The following is a 19257-nucleotide window of genomic DNA, read 5'->3' as shown; positions in this document are numbered from 1 at the left end:
TCGGGTATGTCCACCGACGACCTGATGAGCAGGGCGCTCGCCTCACTCGATGAGATCGACGGCCCGATGTCGATCGAGGTCATCCACCGCCTCGCCGACACCAGTGAAGTCCGCGAGCCGATGACCATCGCCGAGGTCGCCGATCTGCTCGACGTCTCCGCTCACACCCTGCGTTACTACGAACGCATCGGCCTGGTCGAGGTGGATCGCGACAGCAGCGGCCACCGCAGCTACCAGCCCGAGGCGGTGCGCCGACTCGTCTTCCTCACCCGGATGCGGTTGTCCGGCATGGCCATCCGCGATCTGCAGCACTACATCGCGCTCGTCGACAGCGGTGAGCAGACCGTGCCCGAACGACTTGACATGCTGCTCGAACATCGCGACACCATCCGCCGCCAGATCCGCGAACTCACCCTGTCCCTCGCCGCCACCGAATACAAAATCGCCACCTACGGCGGCACCACCGGCGACACCTGCTAACCGCTGCGCCAAATCGTATGGGGTGCAAAGCATTTCGCAGGCGCCACTCATCGGCAGACGAACACCGACTTCCGTCTAGGCGAACCGGCTGCTGGGAACGGGGCCGGGCGAGCGCGCAGCGTCCCTCGGTCCGGTGAGCCAGTGGCTGCGGACGGCCTGCGCCAGCCCGACGAGCGCCTCGTCCGGATCCCCGGGGACGCCGTCCTCGGCCCTGTCCAAGGATTCCGGTGCGGCACGGACGATCTCGGCGGCCAGTTCCTCGATGCCACGCTCGTCGGGCGGGAGGGTCTGCGGCTCGCCGGCCGGGGATGCGCTCAGCCGCTCACCCCACGGCGACGTCGCGATCTGGTGCAGGAACCCGGTGACGTCGCCGCCAACCGCCGGCGGGTCCGTCCAGCAGGACGCATGCTCGAAAAGCACCTGCCCGTCGGCGCGTTCCCGCAGCCCCCCGGTGTCCGTCTCATTCAGGTCGTAGGCCACCACGAGCGCATCGGGGCGCCCTGGGACAAACGGCTCGGCCGGTAGGCCGAAAAGCCCTGCCGCCGCTAGTCCGAGGATCTGGCTGGAGCGGTCGGGCAGCAGGCCTACCGACGCCGGCCGCCGGCCCGCCGCGGTCAGGATCAAGCCCAGCCGATCAAGGCTCAGCCGACACATCGCGAAGGTATCGGAGAAATACGCGAACCTGCCGTTCATGCCGTCATTGAACCCATACGGCGAGATCGTGATCAGCAGACCACCATTGAGTGCGAAATGCCAGCCCCTCAGGTCCCTGCCGTCCAGTGGGGTCACGGCCCGGGCCGCGTGTGCCCGCGCGATCATCCGCGCGAGCCGGTCGCGGGCGGGCATCCAGTCACCGTCGGGCACGGGCAGCCGTTGGGCTTCCGCCTCAGCCTGGCCGAGGTCGCCGGCAAGAAGCGCGTTGTAGGCCAACAGATAACGCGCGGGCCACGGATCGAGCGAGTCGACGTGTGGTGCCAAGACCGTGACGGCCTCGGCGTGCCGGTTCTCCCGTTCGAGTGCGGACACCAGTTCCATCAGCAACAGCGGCTCGCCCGGCATGATTTCGAGCGCGCGCCGCAACGGCGGAATAGCCAGGAACGGAATACCGCGCTCTATGCAGGTGTAACCGAACCGGTAAAGCTGCTGCGGTCCCTGCTCATGGGCCAGCGCCGCGGCGGCTTCCCGCATGTCGTCGAATCCCGAGAGTGCCGCCGCGCCCTCCATGAGCCGCGCCACCTCGGCCAGTTCCATGCTGCCGGCGTTCAACCTCAGATGCCGGATCAGGCCGGCGATGTCGCCGCCTTCCAGCAGAACCCACCCGTCACTCATGGGTTGTCAGGCTACCGCCGGCAGGCCCCGAACACGTCGATCAATTGGATCGAGAAGTTGACGAAAGTCGCGCGCCGGCGCGCTAATTGAGGTCATCCGGCTTGAATCTGGCCGCCATCGACGACGAGGTTGCTGGCCGTGATCCACGCTGCCCGGTCGGAGGCGAGGAATGCGATCGCTTCGGCGATGTCGGCCCCTTCGCCGTTTCGGCCGAGCGGGATCGGGGTGCCACCGGCCTCAGGGGTGTCGGCGCCTCCGGCGTCGATGAGCGCTTGTCTTACCGCGTCGGCACCCGGCGAGGTGACGTTCCCGGGTGTCACCGTGTTGACCCGCACGCCGCGAGGCCCAGCCTCTGCGGCGAGACCCGTGGTGTACGTGGACAAGGCCGCTTTGGCGGTGGCGTAGTGCAACATCGCCGAGGGTGGGCTCAGCGTCACGGCCGAGGATACGTTGATGATCGAGCCGGTGCCACGCTCGTATAGCGCGGGCAGCAGCGCGGCGTTGAGCCGGACGGCGGCCAGGAAGTTGATGTTTAGATCTTTGACCCATTCGGCGTCATCGATGTCGAGGACGCCCAACGGATGCGGCGTCGATGCGCCGGCATTGTTGACGATGATGTCGACGTCGCCGAGTATCTCCCGCGCTCGTCGGGCCAATTCGTTGGCGCCGTCGAGCGTTGCGACGTCGGCAACCACGTACTCGACGCCTGGAGGCAGCGAATCCGGTTGCGAGCGGCCGGAGGTGACGACGCGGGCGCCGCCTTTGACAAACCGAGCTACGGTGGCCGCGCCGATGCCCTTACTGCCGCCGGTGATCACGGCAGTCTTGCCGACGAGGTCGAGAACGGGCGTGGTGGGCACTTGTGGAGCCACGATGGGCGTAGTCATGCGACATCTCCTTCGAGTTTGACGGCATTCTGTTTCGTGCAGCACTAGAACAATGACAGGTTATTGACTGCATAGTACACAACGCCGACGCATGCAAAGCACAGTTATGTACCGCAGTGTCGCTAATGGGTATCGTGGACGTATGGCACGTCCCCGCAAGTTCGATGAAGCGCAAGTCATCGAGGCAAGTCGCGACCTGTTCTGGGATCAGGGCTACGCGGCGACGAGTATCGACGACCTCAGTGCTGCCACCGGTTTGGGTCGCGGCAGCTTTTACAAGGCGTTCGGCGACAAGCGCAGTATGTTCTTGCGCAGCCTCGAGTTGTATTCCGCCGAGGCCTTCGACGGCATCCGTGCCGAACTCCGCAACCCAGACCTGTCGGCCTATGACCGTCTGGTTGGGCATGTGCGGGCCGCGGCCGCCGACATTGCGTCCGATACCAACCGCCGCGGGTGCCTGCTGGCCAAGAGTGCTGCCGAACTGTCCTCCACGGACCCGGTGGTGGCCAAGCAGGTCAAACGGATCTTAGACGGCTGGCTACGGGAACTGACAGCCACGATCAGCGCCGCCCAAGCCGACCGCGACATCCCGTCGGATACCGACGCCAAGTCGATGGCCAGCTTGCTGCTGGCCGTGCTGCGCGGGATGGAGGCACTACGTAAGGGCGGCGCGTCCGCCGCGACGATCAAGCTGGCCGCTGAACAGGCCGTCGCGCTGCTTGCGGTGTCGCCTCCCGCCGCCGGCTAGATCCGACCGGTCAGTGTTCGACCGGTGGGGATGATCGAGGCTTTTTCTCCGGCTCGTCGAATGTGACGTGAACGTGCTGAAACCCTTTGGCCCGCTCAGCTTTTGCCCGCCCAGTGTATGTCTTGCGGTCGGCACGGGTGAGGTCGACGTTGTCGGTGAAAGGGGTCAACAGCGACCTCGGATACAGCCGCTGTGTGCGAACCACGTTGACTTGCGCGCACAGCACCAGGCTGAGCGAGACCAGATACAGAAACGCCAGCAGACCGAGCACGAGCGCAAACACGCTATTGGTGGCGCTGGCGGTCTTGACGGTGTGGGAGACATAAGCGGCGCCGAACCACTGCAACAGCTGCCAGATGACGGCAGCGATGAGTGCACCGGGCAGGACGTCACCCCACGTCAGCTCGCGGGCGGTGGTCACCTTGAACAGCACTACGCAGACCCCCGCGTTGATCGCAACGGCCGCCAGCACAAGCCCCGCCTTGGACAGGATCCCGAACGAGTCGGTGACATGCCCGATCGACGAGAGGACCGTGGACGCGACCGCCGCCGAGCCCAGCACGATGAGCATCAGCAGGCTGCGCAGCCGCGATCGCAGCGGATCTGGCCGGATGTTGCGCGGCACGGCCCACACCGAATCCATCGCATTCTGGATCGCCTGTCCGATTCCCAAACCGCCGTACAAGGCCACGGCAATGCCCGCGATCACCCCGGTCGGTCCGCCGCTGAGCCTGCGAGGTTCGCTGAGCTGATCTCCGATCACCGGGAACTGGCGGAGTGTGGACGTCAGCACTTGTTGTTGCACGTCGGGATGTCCCGCAAGTACGACGCCCAGCGTGGTGGTCAGCAGTAGGAGCAGGGGAAACAGCGACAGGAACGCGTAGTAGGTGATCAGCGCCGCCAGATAGCTGCCCTGATCGTCGACGTGCTTGTAGATCACGGCGATTACGAATCCCGCCGCGCGACTTCGTCGCTGCAGTCGATCAAGCCAGCGAACCATCACGATCACCCCGATGCCCTACACCCGCGTTGGGTGATACCCCGGTACACACACCCTGAATCGGCGCCGACTAGATCCAGCAGTGGGGGCTTACGACGACGCGGCGAGTCCGCGATGGCGAGAGTTCTCTTCACGCACCGCAAGGTGTCAGGTTTGTACCGGAGCAATGACGCCTTCGACCAGAGTCCACCGGTTCAAGCCACACCCGCTCTGTGGACCATCAGCGTGCGCGTTGAACCTGCGGCGGGACCCGCCTTCGACGCCCGCATCGACGCGTGGCTCTATGACACGGATCGACCGTGGGCCGATACGTTGATCCCCGTTCTCTATGACCCGACCGATCACCGCAAGGTGGTTTTCGATCATTCCGTCGAGAGGCGAAATGCCGCGCAACAGGCCACTTTCGCGATGCGCGAGCAATGGCTGAAGGAAGAGTCACGCAGCCCGGTGGACCGGCTGACGGAGCTGATGCAGCTACGCGAACGCGGCGAGATCACCGAAGTCGAGTACGAGGAGCGCAGGCGCAAGCTGCTCGGAAATTGAGCGGGCGTTGCCGCGCTAGGTGAGCCGACTGGCGGCGAAGGCCGCGCCTTGGTTGGTCAGGTCTCCGTCGTACGCGTCGGGGTTGTGCATGGCGAAGTTGAGCCCGTCGGAGCACACGGGGTCTTCAGGCGCGCAGAGCTTCGCCGTCTTGGGCTGATACAACGAACCGATCGCCACTGGCGGCTGGCCGAGGAAATTCATCGCTCGGTCGTTGGGCAGCCCGAAGAGCACGACTGCTGCGACATGGTCTGCGACCTCAGGCTGCAGCGGTTTGGGAACCGTCGCAGGATCCACGCCAGCAGGCACCGAAGCTGACGTCACGAATCCCATCACCGCCGCGCCCTGGGAGAAGCCACCGAGCACCATCTTCGTCTTCGGGCAGGTGGTGGCCATCGAAACCACATGGGCGCCTGCGTCTTTGATGCCGTCGAGACCGGTCGCCCACTGGTCTGAGGCTGGGTAGCTCACGGGATGAACATCGATCGACTTGGATCCGACCAGAGTCCGCAACGAATCAACGAACGTCTGCCCTGTCCTACCAACACCTGGTGGCTCGTTCGTACCGCGGGCGAACACTACTTCGATGTCCGGACATGACGAAGCCGCGGAGGCCGGTGGCACGACGCATGTCAGTGCCACCACAGGCGCGATGGCAAAGCAGAGCATCCAAGCGACAAATCGTCCGCGCGCGCGGCTCTTCGATGGGGCCGATCTCATGTCGCTTTATCTTAGTACGGCTATCTTCTTCGCGCTGGGCTCGGCGATTGGCGTCAATTGCTTAGCCGAGGAGCCGAATTGGAGGACGGTCAGCTGGTTCCTTCACCTGCTCGCCGAAGTCGGCCGCGTTGTCGCAACGGCGTTTGCCACGGGGCCGACCGGGGTATGACCGCGGCGAACTTCGTCTCCCAGGCCAGCGAGACGCCGAGACGACCGAGCAAGGGCGGCAGCGATGTCCAGACGCAACGAGTACACGGGCGAGATGTGCGAGTGCGGCCGTCCCATGTACGTCCGGGTGGTCAGCGTCGGCTCCCGGCCGGAATCTCGGCGGGGACCCTCCTGTTGGAACAGCGAATGCTCCCTTCATCGCCGCAGGCAGTCGATGCGCGAGCAGGAGCGCGCCCGAAGCGGACCGCGCGAGTAAACGGAGGATCAGGCAGGTATGGCTGCGGTGCGAACGGGTCAGGGCCTACCAGATGTCGTGGTCACGGCGGTGGTCTCGAGCACCGCTCTGGCACCCGACGCGGAGAACACCTGGCAGCGCCTGCTGGCGGGAGAAAGCGGCATCCGAGAGCTGGACAAAGAGTTCGTCGACCAGTTCGACTCCCCAGTGCGCATCGGCGGCCAACTTCGCGAAACGTTCGACGAGCACCTGACCCGCATCGAGATTCGTCGATTGTCGTACATGCAGAAGATGGCGGTGGTGCTCAGTCGCCGGCTGTGGGAGACGGCGAACTCCCCTGATGTCGACACCGCCCGGCTGATGGTGTCGATCGGGCATGCGCAGGGGTCTACCGAAGCGCTTGTGTTGCTCTACGACGATTTTCTGGCCCGCGGCATGCGCGCGGCCAATCCGCTTTCGGTGCAGATGCACATGCCAAACGCGCCAGCGGCCGCGGTGGGACTCGACCGTGGCGCCAAGGCCGGAATCCTCAGCCCGATGTTGGCCGACGCCTCGGGTTCCGCAGCCCTTGTCCAGGCGTGGCGGACCATAGTGTTCGGCGACGCCGACATCGCGATCTGTGGCGGTGTGGAAACCGGTATCGAGCCCGTTCCGGTTGCGGCGTTCTCGCATCTGGGGATGTTGTCGACCAACAACGACGACCCGCCGGGCGCGTGCCGACCGTTCGATCAGGACCGCGACGGCATGGTGTTCGGTGAGGCCGGCGCGTTGCTGCTGCTCGAGACCGAACAACACGCGAAGGCCCGCGGTGCGCCCATCCTGGCCCGCATGCTGGGCGGCGCCATCACCTCCGACGGTCACGACGCCCTCACGCCAGACCCCGGCGGGGAGCGCGCCGCCGACGCCATCGTCCGTGCGCTGGATCTGGCCGGGTTGGCGCCATCGGACATCGACCATGTCAACGCGCACGCCGCCGGAACCGTGATCGGCGACCTTGCCGAAGCCCGCGCCATCAGACGCGCGCTCGGCGGCCACATGCCTGCGGTGTATGCGCCGAAGGCGGCGTTGGGGCACTCGCTGGGAGCCGCAGGGGCGGTGGAGGCCGTGCTGACTGTGCAGGCGCTGCGCGACGGCGTCGTGCCGCCCACGCTGAATCTGAAGAATCTCGATCCCGAAATCGACCTCGACGTCGTCACCGACGGTGCGCGACGCGCCAATCTCGGCTTTGCGCTGAGCAATTCCCTGGGCATCGGCGGCAACAACGTCGCAGTGGTGTTCGGCGCGTACTGACTCAAAGGCCTGGCAGCTTTGATCAATTGCGTCAGCCGTTGAATCGGGCTAACCCATCCAATGAAGTGTCGGCTCCGAATGCTCTGTATCGGAACGCGATCGTGAGGCCAATGTGGACGTTGTGCGAGCAGTGACTCGGGTGCTGGTGCAAAGTGCGGTCACCGGCGCCGCGGTGATCAAAGCGGTGCGCGACGCGCACCGCGGTAACAGCATCGGCCAACCTGTCACAACCAGGCATACGAACCCATCCGCGACTGCGCGGGCAACGAATGCTGGCTATGAGCGCGGAGATGCACGCCGGCGACCCGCCGCCGTCGTTCGGCGAAGTACGGTTTCGCCGTGAGGGCGAGCGGCTGTGTGTGGAGCACGCGCCGCCGATCATGTGGTTCGCCCGTCATGTCCTGGAGCACAGCCAAGCGAATCCCGACGTCGGGTTGAGTTTCGATGGCACCCACGTGACGCTGTACGCATCCAACGGGCATTGGATCTGGAAGCTCAGCGGCCGCAGTTGGTTTCGAAGCGCCGGACCCGGCGTGGAGCCTCTTGTCATGCTCGAAGGCATCTGGCCGGACTGAACGACGGTATGGGCTAAGGCACCGGCAATGGTTCGACGCCGATCGAATCATTCCGCGTTGACCATGGACTCATGAATACTTCGTCGACCGATCATTATGTGGACGGGGATCGTTTCCCAGAATGGGCGCCATTCGCCGAAGCAGTTCAGCGCCGCCGACCCGACGCCGGGACGTGGTGTGAAGCCTGGACCGTTCGCGACATCGTCATCCATCAAACGGGCAACGCCGAAGAACTGGCGCGAGTCCTCGAAGGCCACCTGTCCGGCGCGCCCGTCCAGACCCGTGCATTCGAGCAGCGCGAAGCGCGCTATCGGGCGATGAACGACACCGACCTGTGGTCGGCATTCGCCGCACAGATGGCCCGGCTAGGCCGAGCCGCGGAGGCGGCCGAAGACCTGCCCGACGACACTGACGTCGCTTGGACTGGCCGCACCATGAAGCCGGCGTGGTTCGCCGAACACATGCGTGAGGAGCTCGTGCTGCATGGCTGGGACATCACGGGTGACCAGCCGGGTGCACAGGCACGGCTCGACGAGCCGTGGATGACCGAACACAGTGTGCACGCCGTCGGCCTCCCACTGCTCAAAAGAGGACTCGAACGACTGGCGGCACTTGGCGCTGACCGCATCGAATCCAGAATCAGGGTGAACGGCGACCCCGACGTGGTCATCACCGCCGACGCGCAGGAATCTTCCATCGCGCTTGAACCTGCCGAGGGCGCTGCGACGATCGAAACCGACCGCGCAGCGCGGGTACTGCTGTTGTGGGGACGCCGGCCGGCAGACCCCAGCCGCGTCTGCAGCACCGTCGGACCAGTCGCGCTGGGTCGCCTGCGCACACTGCTCAGCGGCTACTGACCCGACGCGCCTCGCCCGCCAGCCAGAACCAACTGTTGAGGGGAAGGGATGTCACAAATTTCATCGACACCGCTGAGATCACTGTTCAGGCCGAGAGACGTATCGCCGTATGCCGTGCTGGTGGTGATGTGCGCCGGATATTTCCTGGTGCTGCTCGACGTGACCATCGTCAATGTCGCTCTCCCGTCGATCGCATCGGGGCTCGGCGCATCGGTGAGCGGACTGCAATGGGTGGTCGACGGCTACGCGTTGGCTCTCGCATCGCTGATGCTCGCCGGCGGCACGGTCGGCGACCTACACGGACATAAACGCGTCGTGTTGTGCGGACTGGTGGTGTTCGGCGTCGCGTCCTTGGCTTGTGCCGTCGCCCCTGACGTGGCGGTGCTTGTCAGCGCGCGGGTGTTCCAGGGTGTCGGTGCCGCGCTGCTGCTACCGGGCACGCTCGCGATCATCACGCATGCGTTTGGTGAAGGCCGCGAGCAGGCCAAAGCGATCGGGATTTGGGCAGGAATCGGAAGCTTGGCCTTGCCCGCCGGCCCGCTGCTGGGAGGAGCGCTGATCGCCGGCTTCGGTTGGCGCGCAATATTTCTCATCAACGTACCGATCGTGGTGTTGGCGGTCGTCGCGACGGCGATCCTGGTAAAGGAGAGCACGGATCGGCAGGGAAGAAGCCTCGATGTGGTTGGCGTCGTCTTAGGTGTGCTGGCCCTGGCGGCGATCACCTTCGCGTTCATTGGCGCAGGGCATTCCGGCGCACGGTCCGCTGAGGTGATCGGCGCGGCGGTCGCCGCGGTGGTGTTGCTCGTCGGGTTCGTCGTCGTCGAGCGTGCACGGGGTGATGACGCGATGTTGCCGCTGGCGTTGTTCCGGCGCCCGGTGTTCACGGTGGCCAATGTCGCGGCTGCGACGATGAACCTGTGCACGCTCGGGATGCTGTTCGTTCTGACGCTGTATCTGCAGACGGTTCAAGGCCGTTCGGCGCTGGTCGCCGGACTGTTCATTGTCCCCCTCTTTGCTCCGCTGGCCATCCTCGCTCCGCTCGCGGGGCGGCTGACGAGCCGCATCGGTCCGCGACTGCCCGCCGGCGCGGGTCTCGTCATCGCCGCCGCCGGCCTCGGCCTCCTGGCGCTGGCGCAACCGCGATCGACCTATGCGTTGCTGCTTCCCGCGTTCTTGCTTTGGGGTGTTGGCCTCGGAATCTTGACGCCTGCAGTCGTGTCCGCTGCGATCAGCACGGTTCCATCGGAGCGTGCCGGTTTGGCTTCGGCCATCAACAACACATCGCGCCAGGCGGGTGGAGCGATCGGTATCGCCGTCGCCGGAGCGATCGCAGGCCAACCCGACGCGCCCGGCTTCCTTGCTGGGTTTCACGTCACCGCCATCGTTGCGGCCGCTCTGTATTTGATGGTCGCCGTACTTGCGCTCGTCTTCATCCCCGGCGGACTGCGGCGTTCGTCAGCGTCGACCCCCTGACCGCGCTAGCCGGGCCAGCCTGTCTCCAGCGGGAACTGGCCGTCGGTCAGATGACGCTTCAACACTTTTCCCGTCGCGGTACGCGGCAGCTGACTGACGAACGTGACGTCGCGCGGAATCGAGAAGCGGCTCAGGCGGTTTCGGACAAAGTTCTTGACCATCGCTTCATCCAGCGACGCCCCTTCGGCGCGGACGACGAACGCGGCGAGGCGTTGACCGAACTCCGGATCGGGAACGCCGACCACTGCCACCTCGACGACCTGTGGCAGGGCGGCGATGGCTTCCTCGACAGGCCGCGGAAAGACGTTCTCTCCGCCGGAGATGATCATCTCGTCGTCGCGTCCGGCGACGAAAAGCCGACCGCTGGCGTCGAGGTACCCGAGATCCCCGGTGTCCATCAGCTGGTCTTCGATGGCGGGCGACGCCGCATTGGTGTAGCCGTCGAACAGCATGTCGTTGCCGACGAAGATGCGGCCGACGGCACCGACAGGCACGGGATTGCCGTTCTGACCGAGAATGGCGATGCGAGTGCCCAACGGTGGTCGACCGGCGGTCGTGGGCGCAAGGCGCAGGTCGGTTGGATCGGCGATCGTCGCCCACGACACCTCGGTGGACCCGTAGAAGTTGTACAGAATGTCGCCGAAGGTGTCCATGAACTTGACGACGGCCGCACCGGGAATCGGCGACCCGCTACTGGCGACCACCCGCAGCGATGACGTGTCGTAGCGATCGATCACCTCGGCGGGCAACTCGAGGATGCGCTGCAACATGACCGGAACCAAGATCAGCACGGTGCAGCGATGCAGCGCAATGGTTTTGAGGCATTCTTCGGCGTCGAACCGTTCCATCAGCACCACGGTCGCGAGTAGCGGCGTGCTCACTTGCAGTGCGGCCAGGCCCCAGGCGTGGAACAGCGGCGCAGACAGCATCATCACCTCGTCGCGATGCAGCGGCATCCGCGACAACATCGCGGCGATTGCGCCGAAGCCCGGAGGTGTTGGCCGGCGTGCACCCTTGGGCGTGCCGGTGGTACCCGAGGTGAGAACGATGAGCCTGCCGGGCTGTTTCGGCGGCGCCACCGTTGCGCCTGCGCCCGCGGAGATGACATCGTCGATCGAACGCCACTGCGAGACAACCGAATCAGGGTGCGTCGAGATCCGCGGAAGCTCTGCGGGGAGATAACGGACCAGGGGTTCGAAGTCGTCGTCGACGAATATCGCGTCGACCGCGTTGTTCGCAATGATCAGTTCGATCGTGTGCGCCGAAAGGCCGGTGTTGAACAACAACAGGTCCGCACCCAGCTTGCTCGAAGCCACCATGCACTCGACCATCGCGCAATGATTGCGCGCGAGGACCGCGAACTTACTGTCGCTGGTGAAGCCCCCCGCAGCGAGGCCCGACGCCAGGCGTGTGGTGCGTTCGGCCATGTCCGCATAGGTCGACGTGCCGTACCGATCGATCGACGCTACGTTGCGCGGTGACCGCGCGGCGGCCGCCCCCAGGCCGCCGGCAAGCGTGAAGCCCCACTTGGCAAGCGAATTGAGCTGTCGCAGACCACGATCCGGTCGCGACGCACGCACGACACCGCTCGCGATCATCGTCTTCATGACACTGAGCTGCAGTGAACGCCCGTCTCCCATATTGACCAGAACTGACGACTGCTTGCCTTCGAGGTAGTCCGAAACCCGTAGCAGCCCTTCCTTGAGCCAATTCCGGATGGCGCCGTCGCTGACCTTTTCGAGGTCGGGATGCAGCAGTCCGACGCCGAAGATCTTCAGCGCGATCCGGGTGCCACCATCTTCGGGGGTCAGGCGAATCGACACGAAGGAATCACTCACCTGGGTTGAGTGGAGCCACATCAGCAGGTTCGACCGGCGGAGCGTCTGCCGCATCTCGTGAACCATCACGGCGCCGCGAGGGGTGGACAGCCGGACCTCGAAGTGCAGACCTTTGCCGGCAACCTCTTCGCACGACCCGAGGCCGCGAAAGTATCGCGGATACCCGTCGGGCGCCTCCAGGACGCCCCAGACGTCGGCACATGAGTGATCCAGCGTGATGTCGAAAGCGATCACATCATGTGCCACGGTGGTCCTGCCAGGTAGTTCCTAGGCCGAGCGAAAGAACACATTGTGGTTCATCCGCCCACGGCGTGGAACCATTTCGCTGGACCACGCAGCGCAGTTCAGTTGATTCGCTGGACGTTCTCCGTCACGACTCTCGAGCCGTCCCAGCGCAGATCTGCGGTCATGCGCACGGTGCCGCAGCATTCCGGGTCATCGGGACCCTGGGTCAGCCACGACACGTGCGCGATCCCGTCGGCGATCGACAACCCGGTCACCACTTCGCGTCCGTGAGTCAGGTCGCTCAAGTCCACGCCGCCCAGCCGCGTGGGCCCACCGGTGTAGAGCTGTACGGTGGCCGCCCATGGAACGCCGCCTGCGCTGCACTCAGTGACCAGCGCGCCGTCCTCGACGCCATCACCGGTCAGGTCACCGAACGCGACCCAGTAGTCACCGTCCGGATACCCCTTCCTGGCAACCCGGACCTGCCCGTTATGGGGATCCTGATTGGGCAGCTGTCCGTTCACAAGATTGCCCGGTTCGTGCTCACACAGCTCTGGAACAGGCGCTGACAGCAAGTCGGCGAGCTGCACCGCGGCGACACTGGGGGCAGCCGTCGTCGGGGCCGGCGCTGTCGTCGAACTATGCTGTGCCGCAGTCGAACCCGCCTGTGATGTGCACCCGGCGGTCAGCATGACGGCTGCTACCGCGGTGAGTGCCAGTCGGCTGGCGTTCCTGGTCATCGGGTTTCCTTTCGTCTAGACCAATGCTGAGGACTGGCACTTGGTGGATTCTTGGCAGCGGTTTGAGAAGGCCCTGCATGGGGCAGGCTCAGCTCATGGGAAAGCTCATTTGTCGTGCGGCGATCCTCACCGCCGCTTTTGCACCGATCGCCGCGCTGTCGCTGGTTCTCCCGGCGGCAGGCTCGGCGCAACCGCTCGATTGTCAGAACGGGGAGTGGTGGGACCCGGTCGCCGACGTCTGTCAGCCGCCGGTGGGCCCGGTCCCGTTGGGCTGCCAGAACGGCGACTGGTGGGATCCGGTCGCCAATGTGTGCAGGCCGCCGTTGGCGCCGTTCCCGCCGAACTGCGGGGACGGACAGTACTGGAATCCGGTGTCCAACGCCTGTCGACCGCTCGGCCAGGTCTAACCGTTCACTTGTAGTCTGCCGACCTCCGGTAATTCAGAACCCGTATAGCGCAATGCCTCTCGCGGGCACGGCGGGCTCGAGTGGTAGCCGGACTCAGAGCCTGCCGAGCTCGCGCAGTCCAGAAACCGTATCGCGCAACGTATCTCGCGGATCTCGGTAGTTGACGCCGAGCTCCGCGGTGCTGGGTGTGTCGTCTGACTGCGGCATCTGGGTGAAATACTGCATCGCCGCCGCGCTCACTGCTGTATCCAACGGCAGGAAGCGTCCCACCACGTCGGTCAGCTCACCGATACCACGTAGCACCGTATCCGGCAGCGGGTACACGCGCAGCGAGCGGTTGGCCGCCGAACCGATCATCGACGCGAGCTCGGCGACTCCAATCCGCCGCCCGCCTGCCATGTACCGGCGAGGGCCCTTGCCCGGGGTCAGCAAAGCGGCATGCAGCGCGGCGACATCACGGACGTCGACGACAAGCCAACCACCGCCGCGTCCCGGCAACCCCCGCATCTGAACCGCCGCCTGCACACCCTCGGCCGCCTCACCGAACTGGTCACCCGCTGGAGGCCCGAGCACCATGCCCGGATAGGTGATCGCCACCGGAGCGCCGGCGTCCTGCAGACCGCGCGCGTACGCCTCGAGCACTGCCTTCGAACGGCCGTAACCGTCGCGTCCGCCGACGACGGGAAGGTCGGCGTGCAGCACATCGAGGCCCGGCCGAAAGAGTGCGCTGAAGCTTGACACGTGCACAATCGGATCCAGCCCGCGCTCGGCCGCGGCGCCGAGGACGTTGCGCCCGCCGTCGAGGTTGGTTCGCAGCATCGTGTCCGCTTGCCCCGGATCGGTGGAGACCATTGCCGCGCAATGGATCACGGCGTCACACCCATCCAAAGCCGCCGCGGTGGAGCCCGCGTCGCCGATGTCCCCGACCGTGTGGTCGGTGGTGTCGACGCCTAGCCGCGCGACGCTCGTCTGCAGCCGCGCAGGTTTCCGGACCAGAAACCGCACCGAATGACCGGCGTCGGCCACGGCCTTGGCGGTCCATGCGCCGACGAATCCGGTCCCGCCTGTTATCAGCACCTTCACAGGATTTTCCCCAATCGCAGCCGGTTCTCTTCGAGTCCAAGTACCCATTCACGTCGATGTCATCCCCGCCAATGACGCCGTGCCAAATCGCCTACCTCGAAGGCCCCAGCCCGGTGTTGTGGAGTCCGAAACCGTGTCGTACCGTCAACCTAGTTGATTAGCCGCCCTACTAGATTCTCGCTATGCCAAGGCTGGTCACCGCGCTTGAAAGGTCACGGATGCAACGGGTTTCGATCGGAAGCCGGCTGTTGCGACGGTGGATGGTGCTGGTGGCGGTGCTGGTCGTCGCGGTCGCAGGTTTTGCTGTGTATCGGCTGAACGGCATCTTCGGCTCCAAGGATGTCACCTCCACCCCTAGCGGGTCCGCGAACGAGATCGTCCCGTTCAACCCCAAGCACGTGGTCATGGAGGTCTTCGGCCCGGCCGGCACGGTCGCGACCATCACCTACCTGGACGTCAACGCACAACCCCAACGCGCCGACGCCGCGACGCTGCCCTGGTCTTATGACACGACCACCACCCAGCCTGCCGTCTTCGTCAACGTCTCCGCCCAGGGCAACAGCAACTCGCTCGGCTGCCGGATCAAGATCGACGACGTCGTCAAGGACGAAAGAACCATCAACACCCACAACGCCTTCACCTATTGCTTGGACAAGTCCGGATGACGCCGCACCGGGTTCCTGACTTCATCCGCCGGTACGCGGTGCTCATCGCGCTGTTCTGGCTCGGACTTGCGGTGGTGACGAATGTGTTTGTGCCGCAGTTGGAGACAGTCGCCGAAGCGCACAACGTGTCGTTGAGCCCACAGGACTCGCCGTCGTTGGTGGCCGCCAAGCGTATCGGCAAGGTGTTCGGCGAATTCGATTCCGACAGTTCGGCCATGATCGTGCTGGAGGGCGACCAGCCACTCGGCGCCGAAGCCCACCGCTACTACGACGGCCTCATCGAGAAGCTCCAGCAGGACACCAAGCACGTCCAGCACATCCAGAACTTCTGGGGCGATCCGCTGACAGCGGCCGGCTCGCAGAGCTCAGACGGCAAGGCCGCGCTGGTGCAGATCTACCTCGCGGGCAACCAAGGCGAGTCACTGGCCAACGAATCGGTCGATTCGGTGCGCAACATCGTCAACCACACCACGCCGCCGCCGGGCGTCAAGGCCTATGTCACCGGCGCCGCGCCGCTGGTCACCGATCAGTTCGAGGTGGGCCGGCACGGCACCCTGAAAACCACGCTGATCACCATCGGCGTCATCGCCGTGATGCTGTTTTCGCTGTTCCGTCGTCTCACCACGGTGTTCCTTGTGATCTTCACCGTGATGATCGAGTTGACCGCGTCGCGCGGCGTCGTCGCTGTGCTTGCGAACGCGGGCATCATCCAGCTGTCGACGTACTCGACCAATCTGCTGACGCTGCTGGTCATCGCGGCCGGAACCGACTATGCGATCTTCATCCTCGGCCGCTTCCACGAGGAGCGTTACCTCGGGCAGGACCGCGTGTCGGCGTTCAACACGATGTACCACGGCACCGCGCACATCATCTTGGGCTCAGGCCTGACGATCGCGGGCGCCGTGTTGTGTCTGATGTTCACCCGCCTCCCGTATTTCAACAGCCTCGGTGTTCCCGCGGGCATCGGTGTGCTTGTCGCGGTGATCGCGGCGTTGACCCTGGCGCCCGCCCTGTTGATGATCGGCCGGCACTTCGGTCTGTTCGAGCCCACCCGGCGATTGCAGACCCGGGGGTGGCGACGCATCGGCACGGTGATCGTTCGGTGGCCCGTGCCCGTCCTGATGGCGACGGTCGCCGTCGCCCTCATCGGTCTGATCGCCTTGCCGAACTACAAGACGAGCTACGACGCCCGCGGCTACATGCCGGCCGGGGCACCAGCCAATGTCGGTTACGCGGCGGCAGAACGCCACTTCTCGCAGGCCCGGCTGAACCCCGAACTGCTGATGGTCGAGGCCAACCATGATCTGCGCAATTCCACCGACATGATCCTGCTGGAACGCGTCGCCAAGGCGGTCTTCCACACCGACGGCATAGCGCAGGTCCAGTCGATCACCCGGCCACTCGGCACGCCGTTGGATCACACGTCGATACCGTTCCAGATCAGTGCGGGCAGCGCCGCTCAACTCAACAGCCTGCCCTTCCAGCAGGCCCGCGGCGCCGATCTGCTCAAGCAGGTCGACGTGATCAACAACTCGATAGACATTCTGCGACAACAGCTTGCGCTTCAGCAGCAATCGGCCGCCATCACCGACGAGCAGACCCAGGCGTTCAAGGACACCGTCGCCACCGCCCAAGACCTGCGTGACAAGATCGCCAACTTCGACGACTTCTTCCGGCCCCTGCGCAACTACTTCTATTGGGAGCCACACTGTTACGACATCCCAGCCTGCTGGGCACTGCGGTCTCTGTTCGACGCCCTCGACGGCATCGACGCGCTGACCGACCAACTGAGCAATGTCTCGGCGAGCATCACCAAGCTCGACGCGCTGCAGCCCAAGCTGCTCGCGCTCATCCCACCACAGATCGCTAGTCAGCAGACCAACCGCGACCTGACACTGACCAACTACGCCACCACGTCGGGCATCAACGACCAGACCGAGGCGGCACTGCAGAACTCGACCGCCCTTGGCCAGGCCTACGACGCGTCGAAAACAGACGACTCGTTCTACCTACCGCCGGAGGCGTTCACCAACCCGGAATTCCAGCGCGGGCTCAAGTTGTTCCTGTCGCCGGACGGCAAAGCTGCCAGAATGATCATCACGCACGAAGGTGATCCGGCTACGCCCCAAGGCATTTCGCATATCGATGCGATCAGGCATGCCGCGCAGGAAGCCGTCAAGGGGACGCCGCTTGCGGGGTCGAAGATCTTCATCGCAGGCACCGCAGCCACCTACAAGGACATCCAGGACGGCGCCAAATACGATCTGCTGATCGCAGGGATCGCGGCGCTCAGCCTCATCTTGCTCGTCATGATGTTCATTACCCGAAGCCTCGTCGCCGCGTTGGTTATCGTGGGCACCGTCGCGCTGTCGTTGGGTGCCTCGTTCGGGCTTTCCGTGCTGATCTGGCAGGACATCTTTGGTATCGAGCTGTTCTGGATTGTGTTGGCGCTGGCCGTCATCCTGCTGTTGGCGGTCGGTTCGGACTACAACCTGTTGTTGATCTCCCGGTTCAAGGAGGAGATCGGCGCAGGGTTGAACACCGGCATCATTCGGGCGATGGCCGGGTCAGGCGCGGTGGTGACGGCCGCAGGTCTGGTGTTCGCAGCCACCATGGCCTCATTCATCTTCGCCGACTTGCGCATTCTCGGTCAGATCGGCACCACGATCGCGCTCGGTCTGCTGTTCGACACGCTGATCGTGCGCTCGTTCATGACTCCGGCCGTCGCGGCACTGCTGGGGCGGTGGTTCTGGTGGCCGTTGAACGTGCGCCAGCGTCCGGCCCGCCGAACCTAGAGATGAAAGTCAGGCGCTACCAACAGGATTGAGCTCGTTGGACGGGTCGGTCGACGACACCGACACCCGGCTCAAGCGGCCTTTGAGCCCTGCCACCCTGCGCAGTTGGGCGGCGATGTTCATCGAGGTCAACATCGGGATGCCGCCGATGAACGTTCGGAAAGAGGGATGACCACCATCGAGGTGAAGCATGAACAGACAGCCGACCACGTAGAAGAAGCCCATGGTGAACAGAGCCGCGGGTATCGCGTACGCCAGTGGTGAGCGAGCATCGGCCACCAGTTCGGTCGCATAGTCCACTTCGTCCTGGGACATCGGTTCGCCCTTGCGGAGCTTGGCCAGCACCTCTTTGTGGGCGCCCACCGTTTCTCCCAACGGATGGGAGGTGCGCTTCTCCAACCGACCGAAGTACACGAATACACAAGTGGCAAAGACCATTTCCATCACGGCAGCGAGGATCGTGAGATCACCCCAGCCTCCGAGATCCACGTGCCGCTCCTGTAGTCCTGCGCTCCGTCAAAACGTTATATGAACTAATTGTCCAACGCGAGGCTACGAAGCGTCCAGGATTTTGATCGCGAAGATGAGGGTGTCGCCCGGCTGGATGCCCGCGCTCGGTTGGCCCTCCGGATAGCCGTCGGCGGACGTCATTGCGACGGCGACAGTGGAGCCGACCTTCTGCCCTGCGATCGCCTTCTGGAACCCGGGCACCACGCCCTGCAACGAAAAGTCGATGGGGGCGCCTCGTTCGTAGGTGCTGTCGAACACCGAGCCGTCGCGTCCGTTGACGCCCATGTAGCAGACGAACACCTTCGCGGTGGCCGCGACGACCGGTCCGTCGCCGGCCTTCAGCGTGTGCACCTGGGTCTCGGTGACGCTGAACGGTGCGGTGACCTGGATCCGCGGCGCCGCCGAGTCGGTGGCCCCGGTGACGGCGACGCTTCCGGTCGCTCCCGGCAGCGTCCACTCCGGCGCAGCGTTGGCAGGTGCTGCGGACGGGCAGCCCGCGTCTCCGGTCGCGGTTTGCGCGAATGAGGGTGGTGTGAACACGTCGGAGGCCGGTGACGACGACGTGCTTGCCGATGGGGTCTCCTTGTCGGAACCACATGCGGACAACGTCATGACGAGCGTCGTGGCGCAGGCAAGGACAGCGACAGAAGACATCCGGATGGCATTCACGGCTGTCACGCTACTGACGCCTT

Annotated in this window: 20 protein-coding genes; 11 read left to right on the top strand and 9 right to left on the bottom strand. The window is 64.8% G+C overall.

Translation table 11 applies throughout. From position 1 onward, the window contains the following. Positions 1 to 6: 6 nt before the first annotated feature. Complete coding sequence (locus J3E61_RS09195; RefSeq protein ID WP_210083339.1) at positions 7 to 480, top strand: MerR family transcriptional regulator; 474 nt, start codon at positions 7 to 9, stop codon at positions 478 to 480. A gap of 75 nt (positions 481 to 555) precedes the next feature. On the opposite strand, the gene J3E61_RS09190 is transcribed toward J3E61_RS09195, so the two are convergent. After that, positions 556 to 1809, bottom strand: coding sequence for a hypothetical protein (locus J3E61_RS09190; protein ID WP_210083338.1), 1254 nt, complete (start codon positions 1807 to 1809; stop codon positions 556 to 558). Positions 1810 to 1901: 92 nt separating this feature from the next. After that, positions 1902 to 2696, bottom strand: a complete 795-nt coding sequence (locus J3E61_RS09185) for an SDR family oxidoreductase (RefSeq protein ID WP_210083337.1) — start codon at positions 2694 to 2696, stop codon at positions 1902 to 1904. A gap of 106 nt (positions 2697 to 2802) precedes the next feature. Between J3E61_RS09185 and J3E61_RS09180 the strand changes: the two genes are divergently transcribed. Continuing rightward, positions 2803 to 3444, top strand: a complete 642-nt coding sequence (locus J3E61_RS09180) for a TetR/AcrR family transcriptional regulator (RefSeq protein WP_210085490.1) — start codon at positions 2803 to 2805, stop codon at positions 3442 to 3444. A 10-nt stretch (positions 3445 to 3454) separates the two neighbouring features. Here the strand turns inward: J3E61_RS09180 and J3E61_RS09175 are convergent, their stop codons facing one another. Then, a complete protein-coding gene (locus J3E61_RS09175) occupies positions 3455 to 4444 on the bottom strand; it encodes a YihY/virulence factor BrkB family protein (RefSeq protein WP_210083336.1) in 990 nt (329 codons plus the stop codon). 114 nt (positions 4445 to 4558) lie between these two features. Here J3E61_RS09175 and J3E61_RS09170 point away from each other — a divergent pair, with 114 nt between their 5' ends. Beyond that, positions 4559 to 4987, top strand: a complete 429-nt coding sequence (locus tag J3E61_RS09170; protein ID WP_210083335.1) for an SHOCT domain-containing protein — start codon at positions 4559 to 4561, stop codon at positions 4985 to 4987. Positions 4988 to 5002: 15 nt separating this feature from the next. On the opposite strand, the gene J3E61_RS09165 is transcribed toward J3E61_RS09170, so the two are convergent. After that, positions 5003 to 5653 (bottom strand): cutinase family protein, encoded by a 651-nt coding sequence (locus tag J3E61_RS09165; protein ID WP_210085489.1) that lies wholly within the window; start codon positions 5651 to 5653, stop codon positions 5003 to 5005. Here J3E61_RS09165 and J3E61_RS09160 point away from each other — a divergent pair. From J3E61_RS09160 to J3E61_RS09140, 5 genes are all read left to right on the top strand, one after another. Then, positions 5571 to 5873 carry a hypothetical protein gene (locus tag J3E61_RS09160; RefSeq protein WP_210085691.1) on the top strand — a complete coding sequence of 101 codons (303 nt, stop codon included), beginning with the start codon at positions 5571 to 5573 and terminating at the stop codon, positions 5871 to 5873. The genes J3E61_RS09165 and J3E61_RS09160 overlap by 83 nt on opposite strands. 273 nt (positions 5874 to 6146) lie before the next feature. Further along, positions 6147 to 7397, top strand: coding sequence for a beta-ketoacyl-ACP synthase (locus J3E61_RS09155; protein ID WP_210083334.1), 1251 nt, complete (start codon positions 6147 to 6149; stop codon positions 7395 to 7397). A 278-nt stretch (positions 7398 to 7675) separates the two neighbouring features. Further along, positions 7676 to 7972 (top strand): hypothetical protein, encoded by a 297-nt coding sequence (locus tag J3E61_RS09150; RefSeq protein ID WP_210083333.1) that lies wholly within the window; start codon positions 7676 to 7678, stop codon positions 7970 to 7972. Between the two features lie 71 nt (positions 7973 to 8043). Continuing rightward, positions 8044 to 8829, top strand: a complete 786-nt coding sequence (locus tag J3E61_RS09145) for a maleylpyruvate isomerase N-terminal domain-containing protein (protein WP_210083332.1) — start codon at positions 8044 to 8046, stop codon at positions 8827 to 8829. A gap of 48 nt (positions 8830 to 8877) precedes the next feature. Further along, positions 8878 to 10302, top strand: coding sequence for an MFS transporter (locus tag J3E61_RS09140; RefSeq protein WP_210083331.1), 1425 nt, complete (start codon positions 8878 to 8880; stop codon positions 10300 to 10302). Between the two features lie 5 nt (positions 10303 to 10307). Here the strand turns inward: J3E61_RS09140 and J3E61_RS09135 are convergent, their stop codons facing one another. Together J3E61_RS09135 and J3E61_RS09130 are read right to left on the bottom strand one after the other, a co-directional pair. Next, positions 10308 to 12386 (bottom strand): AMP-binding protein, encoded by a 2079-nt coding sequence (locus J3E61_RS09135; RefSeq protein ID WP_210083330.1) that lies wholly within the window; start codon positions 12384 to 12386, stop codon positions 10308 to 10310. A 98-nt stretch (positions 12387 to 12484) separates the two neighbouring features. Further along, entirely contained in the window at positions 12485 to 13105 is a 621-nt protein-coding gene (locus J3E61_RS09130) for a hypothetical protein (protein ID WP_210083329.1), read from the bottom strand. 95 nt (positions 13106 to 13200) lie between these two features. Here J3E61_RS09130 and J3E61_RS09125 point away from each other — a divergent pair, with 95 nt between their 5' ends. Further along, positions 13201 to 13512, top strand: coding sequence for a hypothetical protein (locus tag J3E61_RS09125; RefSeq protein WP_192724892.1), 312 nt, complete (start codon positions 13201 to 13203; stop codon positions 13510 to 13512). Positions 13513 to 13605: 93 nt separating this feature from the next. Here the strand turns inward: J3E61_RS09125 and J3E61_RS09120 are convergent, their stop codons facing one another. Then, on the bottom strand, positions 13606 to 14595 hold the full coding sequence (locus J3E61_RS09120; protein ID WP_192724891.1) for an NAD-dependent epimerase/dehydratase family protein: 990 nt from the start codon (positions 14593 to 14595) through the stop codon (positions 13606 to 13608). A gap of 218 nt (positions 14596 to 14813) precedes the next feature. Here J3E61_RS09120 and J3E61_RS09115 point away from each other — a divergent pair, with 218 nt between their 5' ends. Next, positions 14814 to 15260, top strand: a complete 447-nt coding sequence (locus J3E61_RS09115) for a transport acessory protein MmpS (protein ID WP_192725263.1) — start codon at positions 14814 to 14816, stop codon at positions 15258 to 15260. Continuing rightward, complete coding sequence (locus J3E61_RS09110) at positions 15257 to 18055, top strand: MMPL family RND transporter (RefSeq protein WP_192724890.1); 2799 nt, start codon at positions 15257 to 15259, stop codon at positions 18053 to 18055. Before J3E61_RS09115 ends, J3E61_RS09110 begins: the two co-directional genes overlap by 4 nt. Before the next feature lie 9 nt (positions 18056 to 18064). On the opposite strand, the gene J3E61_RS09105 is transcribed toward J3E61_RS09110, so the two are convergent. After that, positions 18065 to 18544 carry a hypothetical protein gene (locus tag J3E61_RS09105; RefSeq protein WP_192724889.1) on the bottom strand — a complete coding sequence of 160 codons (480 nt, stop codon included), beginning with the start codon at positions 18542 to 18544 and terminating at the stop codon, positions 18065 to 18067. 63 nt (positions 18545 to 18607) lie between these two features. Continuing rightward, a complete protein-coding gene (locus tag J3E61_RS09100; protein ID WP_192725262.1) occupies positions 18608 to 19219 on the bottom strand; it encodes an FKBP-type peptidyl-prolyl cis-trans isomerase in 612 nt (203 codons plus the stop codon). Between the last annotated feature and the right edge of the window lie 38 nt (positions 19220 to 19257).

The sequence above is a fragment of the Mycobacterium sp. OAE908 genome, assembly GCF_017872775.1.
GTDB lineage: Bacteria > Actinomycetota > Actinomycetes > Mycobacteriales > Mycobacteriaceae > Mycobacterium.
This window is presented reverse-complemented; position numbering and strand designations above follow the sequence as displayed.

What these genes read in the sequence shown, in the direction of transcription:
- J3E61_RS09195 (WP_210083339.1), top strand. Translation starts at nt 7, where the DNA reads ATGTCCACCGACGACCTGATGAGCAGGGCGCTCGCCTCACTCGATGAG.
- J3E61_RS09190 (WP_210083338.1), bottom strand. Translation starts at nt 1,809, where the DNA reads ATGAGTGACGGGTGGGTTCTGCTGGAAGGCGGCGACATCGCCGGCCTG.
- J3E61_RS09185 (WP_210083337.1), bottom strand. Translation starts at nt 2,696, where the DNA reads ATGACTACGCCCATCGTGGCTCCACAAGTGCCCACCACGCCCGTTCTC.
- J3E61_RS09180 (WP_210085490.1), top strand. Translation starts at nt 2,803, where the DNA reads ATGTACCGCAGTGTCGCTAATGGGTATCGTGGACGTATGGCACGTCCC.
- J3E61_RS09175 (WP_210083336.1), bottom strand. Translation starts at nt 4,444, where the DNA reads ATGGTTCGCTGGCTTGATCGACTGCAGCGACGAAGTCGCGCGGCGGGA.
- J3E61_RS09170 (WP_210083335.1), top strand. Translation starts at nt 4,559, where the DNA reads ATGGCGAGAGTTCTCTTCACGCACCGCAAGGTGTCAGGTTTGTACCGG.
- J3E61_RS09160 (WP_210085691.1), top strand. Translation starts at nt 5,571, where the DNA reads ATGTCCGGACATGACGAAGCCGCGGAGGCCGGTGGCACGACGCATGTC.
- J3E61_RS09165 (WP_210085489.1), bottom strand. Translation starts at nt 5,653, where the DNA reads ATGCTCTGCTTTGCCATCGCGCCTGTGGTGGCACTGACATGCGTCGTG.
- J3E61_RS09155 (WP_210083334.1), top strand. Translation starts at nt 6,147, where the DNA reads ATGGCTGCGGTGCGAACGGGTCAGGGCCTACCAGATGTCGTGGTCACG.
- J3E61_RS09150 (WP_210083333.1), top strand. Translation starts at nt 7,676, where the DNA reads ATGAGCGCGGAGATGCACGCCGGCGACCCGCCGCCGTCGTTCGGCGAA.
- J3E61_RS09145 (WP_210083332.1), top strand. Translation starts at nt 8,044, where the DNA reads ATGAATACTTCGTCGACCGATCATTATGTGGACGGGGATCGTTTCCCA.
- J3E61_RS09140 (WP_210083331.1), top strand. Translation starts at nt 8,878, where the DNA reads ATGTCACAAATTTCATCGACACCGCTGAGATCACTGTTCAGGCCGAGA.
- J3E61_RS09130 (WP_210083329.1), bottom strand. Translation starts at nt 13,105, where the DNA reads ATGACCAGGAACGCCAGCCGACTGGCACTCACCGCGGTAGCAGCCGTC.
- J3E61_RS09125 (WP_192724892.1), top strand. Translation starts at nt 13,201, where the DNA reads ATGGGAAAGCTCATTTGTCGTGCGGCGATCCTCACCGCCGCTTTTGCA.
- J3E61_RS09115 (WP_192725263.1), top strand. Translation starts at nt 14,814, where the DNA reads ATGCAACGGGTTTCGATCGGAAGCCGGCTGTTGCGACGGTGGATGGTG.
- J3E61_RS09110 (WP_192724890.1), top strand. Translation starts at nt 15,257, where the DNA reads ATGACGCCGCACCGGGTTCCTGACTTCATCCGCCGGTACGCGGTGCTC.
- J3E61_RS09100 (WP_192725262.1), bottom strand. Translation starts at nt 19,219, where the DNA reads ATGTCTTCTGTCGCTGTCCTTGCCTGCGCCACGACGCTCGTCATGACG.